5 protein-coding genes are annotated in these 4,841 nt (G+C 70.3%); 3 read left to right on the forward strand and 2 right to left on the reverse strand.

Annotated features, from left to right (window positions below; translation table 11 throughout):
- Together argS and IM632_RS06855 are read right to left on the reverse strand one after the other, a co-directional pair.
- Window positions 1–1,472, reverse strand: a 1,472-nt coding sequence (gene argS / locus IM632_RS06850; protein WP_296525121.1) for an arginine--tRNA ligase, incomplete at its 3' end; no start/stop codon positions are given.
- On the reverse strand, window positions 1,469–2,155 hold the full coding sequence (locus tag IM632_RS06855; RefSeq protein WP_296483499.1) for a Tat pathway signal sequence domain protein: 687 nt from the start codon (window positions 2,153–2,155) through the stop codon (window positions 1,469–1,471). The genes IM632_RS06855 and argS, both read right to left, overlap by 4 nt.
- 104 nt (window positions 2,156–2,259) lie before the next feature.
- Between IM632_RS06855 and ispH the strand changes: the two genes are divergently transcribed.
- The 3 genes from ispH (at window position 2,260) to rnhA (ending at window position 4,731) form a co-directional block, all read left to right on the forward strand.
- Window positions 2,260–3,219, forward strand: a complete 960-nt coding sequence (gene ispH, locus IM632_RS06860) for a 4-hydroxy-3-methylbut-2-enyl diphosphate reductase (protein WP_293519798.1) — start codon at window positions 2,260–2,262, stop codon at window positions 3,217–3,219.
- A gap of 103 nt (window positions 3,220–3,322) precedes the next feature.
- A complete protein-coding gene (gene thrB / locus IM632_RS06865) occupies window positions 3,323–4,288 on the forward strand; it encodes a homoserine kinase (RefSeq protein WP_296483495.1) in 966 nt (321 codons plus the stop codon).
- The gene (gene rnhA / locus IM632_RS06870; RefSeq protein ID WP_293523779.1) at window positions 4,285–4,731 is read left to right on the forward strand and encodes a ribonuclease HI; all 447 of its coding nucleotides are present in this window, start codon (window positions 4,285–4,287) and stop codon (window positions 4,729–4,731) included. Before thrB ends, rnhA begins: the two co-directional genes overlap by 4 nt.
- The last annotated feature ends 110 nt before the right edge of the window (window positions 4,732–4,841 follow it).

The following is a 4,841-nucleotide window of genomic DNA, read 5'->3' on the forward strand; positions in this document are numbered from 1 at the left end:
CGCACCGCCTGGTAGAGGAGGTAGGGCCCGGTCTTGCCCTCGAAGCTGGTGAAGCGGTCGAGGTCGAAGACGTAGGAGGTGCCGCGGAAGTTCGACAGGTCGGCGAACTTCAGGGCCGCCACGGCGACCTGGTGGGCGGTGGCCTCGAAGGCCTCCTCCGGCAGCTCGGCGCCCAGGCCGGCCTCGCGCAGGCGCTCGCGCGCCCGGTCGCGGGTCATCTCGATCAGGTCGTTCAGCTTCAGCACCCCGCCCTCGCGGGTCTTGAAGGGCTTGCCGTCGGTCCCGTTCATGGTGCCGAAGCCGATGTGCTCCAGCTGCCCCTCGGCGGCGTAGCCGGCCAGGACGGCGGCCCGGAACACCACCTCGAAATGGTCCGCCTGGCGCTGGTCCACCACGTAGAGGACCTGGTCCGGATCGAAGGTCCGGCGACGGTCGAGAATGGTGGCCAGGTCCGTGGTCCCGTACATGGCCGAACCCTCGGAGGACACCACCAAAAGGGGCGGCAGCTCGCGCTTGTCGCCCTGCCGGCTCACCCGGACGATCCGCGCGCCCTGGTCATCCTCCAGGAGGCCGCGGGCCTCCAGGTCAGCGACCATCTCGGGGATGAGGGGATCGGCGTCGCTCTCGCCCTTCCACAGGTCGAAGTCCACGCCCAGGGCGTGGAAGTCCCGCGCCAGGGTCACCTGGGTAACCCGAGCGAAGTGCCGCCACAGGAGCAGGCAGCCGGGACGCCGGGCCTGCAATTCGGCGGTCAGCCGCCGGGCGCGGTTCCGGTAGGCATCGTCGGTCTTCCCGAGGGCGGCGGCCTCCGGATACATCCGGTCCAGGTCCGCCAGGCTGATGCGCCGGGCGAGGCCCTCGAAGGCGGCGGCCTCGGCCTCCGGCGAGGGTTCGGTCCCGGCGGCGTTGAGGTCCTCCACGAGGGCCCGGATCCAGGGGTCGGCGTCCATGGCCGCCCCGATCAGCAGGCCCATCTGGTAGCCCCAGTCGCCGAAGTGGGCGTCGCCCACGGTCCTATCGCCCCGGAAGCGATGGATGCGCTTCAGGGACTCCCCGATGATGGACGAGCGCAGGTGACCCACATGCATGGGCTTGGCGACGTTCGGGCCGCCATAGTCAATCAGGATGCGTCGCGGCGTCGGGACCTCCCCGGCGCCCAGCCGGGGATCGGCAGCGATCTCTCCGGCGCGCGCGGACAGGGCGGCGTCGGACAGGCGCAGGTTGATGAAGCCGGGCCCGGCGATCTCCACAGAGCTGAACTCTGGGGCCTGACCCAGGGCCTCGGCCACGGAGGTGGCGATCTCCTTTGGGTTACGGCTGACCCTCTTGGCCGCAGCCAGGGCGCCGTTGCACTGGAAGTCGGCGAGGTCCGGGCGGTCCGAGGCCGTCGCGCGCGCCAGGTCGACGGGCAGCCCAAGAGCCCCGAACGCCCCGGCGAGGCGCTGGTCGATCGCGGACCTCAGTCCGCTCATCTCGGGGTCCGGCCGCCCGTAGCTGCCGTCTGAGCGCCGGCGTCGAGCCGGAAGCGCTTACCCTGGCGGTTGAAGTCGGCCATGGCCGGCGTCACGTCAAAGCCCACCAGAATCTCGAAATTCGACCCCGAGGTGGTCAGGCTGGCCCGCGGGATGACGATCCCGTCGACCCTTTCCACGGCGTAGAGGCGGTCCTGGCCGGGCTCGAAGCGGATCGGCAGGTCGAAGTAGACCTTGTCGATCACCATGCGGTTCCGCTGGGTGACGGCCACCCAGTACCGGTAGGTCTTGCTCTCTCCGGTCGCCTTCGGTCCGCGTCCGGCGGCGAAGAGGATGTCTATGGCCACCGTAATGGGCTCGGCGTCCTTGTAGGCGCAGCCGGCGGAGATTTTCTGGATTTCGCCCGACCAGGCCACTTCGGCGGAGGCCTCCTTGCCGCCGTTGAACTCCACGTAGCGCCCCGCGTCGTAAAGCACTTTCACAAAGGGGCAGGGACCGGCGTTCCGAAGCTGCGGCAGGGGCGCCTGGTTGTCTCCGAACTCGGCGTCGCGCTGGCGCTTGCGCGCCGCCTCGTCGGACTGTTGGTCGTCCGGGCTGCGACGGGACTGGGCCAGGGCGTCGGTCGCCGGGACGGCGAAGGCGCAGGCGAGGAGGAGGGCGGCGATCAGGGAGCTCTTGCGCATCGGGTCGTCCGGGGAAGTCGCCGCGCGGAAGGCGCGGCGAGGCTCCCTGATACTGAACAAAGATTACGGCTGCAACGCGGCCTGTCAGACCCTAGATAGGAGCCATGAGCGCAGACCCCGTCGCCCGACCCGCCCTGACCGTCCGCCTGGCCGCGCCCAGGGGCTTCTGCGCCGGCGTCGACCGCGCGATCCAGGTGGTCGAGGCGAGCCTCGAACGCTTCGGCGCACCGGTCTATGTGCGCCATGAGATCGTCCACAACCGGCACGTGGTCTCCCGGCTTCGCGACATGGGCGCCGTCTTCGTCGAGACCCTCGAGGAGTGCCCGGGCGACCGGCCGGTGGTCTTCTCCGCCCATGGCAGCCCGAAGTCGGTCATGGAGGGCGCAAGAACCCGGGGGATGACCTACCTCGACGCCACATGCCCCCTCGTCTCCAAGGTCCATGTGGAGGCCGCCCGCCACCACGCCGCCGGCCGCCAGGTCCTGCTGATCGGCCACGCCGGGCACCCCGAGGTGGTCGGCACCATGGGACAATTGCCCGACGGCGCCGTGGTGCTGATCGAGACCCTTGAAGATGCGCGCGCCTTTGTTTCTGCAGGGACCGGAGGCGTCGCCTACGTCACCCAGACCACCCTGTCGGTGGACGACACGGCGGAAATCGTGGAGGCCCTGAAGGCGCGGTTCCCCGACATGGCCGCTCCGCACCGGGACGACATCTGCTACGCCACCACCAATCGCCAGGAGGCGGTGAAGTCGATCGCAGGAGCCTGCGACGTCCTGCTGGTCATCGGCTCGGCCAATTCCTCCAATTCCGTGCGCCTGGTCGAGGTCGGACTGAAGGCCGGGGCGCCCCGGGCCTTCCTGATCGATGACGCCGACGACCTCGACCTGTCCTGGCTGGAGGGTGCGGCCACCGTCGGCGTGACGGCCGGGGCCTCGGCTCCGGAGGACCTCGTCCAGGGCGTCATCGCCCGCCTATCGGACGCCTTCGCCGTCACCGTCGAGGAGATCGGCGCCGCCCGCGAGACCGTCAGCTTCAAGCTGCCCCGGGCCCTGCTGGCTTGAGTCCTTCCTGTGCGGACCCGCGGCGGGGGTCGGCGGGGCGCCAGCTTCCGCCACCTCGACGAACTGGCTTGACCCGGCGCCGCGCCTCGCCCAATCCGGGCGCATGGCCGTCTACACCGACATCACCGACGAGGAGCTGGCGACCCTGCTCGCCGACTTCGACATCGGCGCGCCCCTGTCGCTCAAGGGCGTGGCCGAGGGTGTCGAGAACTCAAACTTCCTCCTGGAGACCGAGGCCGGCCGCTTCATCCTGACCATTTATGAAAAGCGGGTCCGGGCCGACGACCTGCCCTACTTCCTCGACCTCCTGACCTGGCTTGCGGGACGGGGCTTCCCCGGCGCTGCGCCGGTGGCCGACCGGCAGGGCCGCACCCTCAAGGTCGTGCGGGGCAAGCCGGCCGCCATCGTCACCTTCCTGCCCGGCCTGTCCGTCCGCCGGCCCAACGCCGCCCACTGCCGCGAGGCGGGGGCCGGGCTGGCCTGGCTGCACCTGGCGGCGGACGGCTTCGGCCTGGCCCGCCAGAACTCCCTGGGCCACGCCGCCTGGCGGCCCTTCTTCGCGCCCCTGGCGGCGGCGGCGGAGGCCCTCAAGCCCGGCCTCGCCGCCACGATCCGGGCCGACCTCGACGCCCTCGACACCGCCTGGCCGACGGACCTGCCTGCCGGCGTGATCCACGCGGACTTCTTCCCCGACAACGTCTTCTTCCGGGGCGAGGTCTTCGCCGGGGCCATCGACTTCTACTTCGCCTGCAACGACCTGCTGGCCTACGACATCGCCATCGCCCTGAACGCCTGGTGCTTCGAGGCGGACGGCAGCTTCAACGTCACCAGCGCCCGGGCCCTGGTGGCGGGCTACGAGTCCCGCCGTCCGCTCAGCCCAGCCGAACGGGCCGCCCTGCCGGTGCTGGCGCGGGGCGCAGCCATGCGGTTCTTTCTCACCCGGCTGGCCGACTGGGGTCCCGTTCCCGAGGGCGCGCTCGTGCGGCCCAAGTCGCCCCTGGAGTACGAGCGGAAGCTGGCCGTGCACCGCGAGTCCGCCGACCTGCTCCTGTTCGGCCCGGGCGCATGACGCCGGACGTGGTGATCTACACGGACGGCGCCTGTTCGGGAAATCCGGGGCCGGGCGGCTGGGGGGCAGTGCTCCTCTGGGGCGACCATGAACGGGAGCTTTTCGGGGGCGATCCGGCGACCACCAACAACCGCATGGAGCTGATGGCCGCCATCCGCGCCCTGGAGGCCCTGAAGCGGCCCTGCCGGGTGGAGTTGCACACCGACAGCCAGTACCTGCGCACCGGCATTACCGAGTGGGTGCGCAACTGGAAGGCGCGGGGCTGGAAGACCGCCGACCGTAAGCCTGTGAAGAACGAGGACCTCTGGCGCCGTCTCGACGAAGCCCGGCAGAGACACGAGGTGCAGTGGCGCTGGGTGAAGGGCCACAACGGCCACGAGCTCAACGAACGCGCTGACGCCCTGGCCCGGAAGGGACTCGCCGAGGGGCCCTTTGATCCTTGACGCCGCCGAGGGCGTGTTTAATAGTTGTATCTGCAACTATATGAGGCGCGATCGTGGAAGCTGTCATCCGGACCCGGACCACGGACCCGCCCTACCTGGAGGTCCTTTAC

It is taken from the genome of Phenylobacterium sp. (assembly GCF_020402505.1).
Classification (GTDB): Bacteria; Pseudomonadota; Alphaproteobacteria; order Caulobacterales; family Caulobacteraceae; genus Phenylobacterium.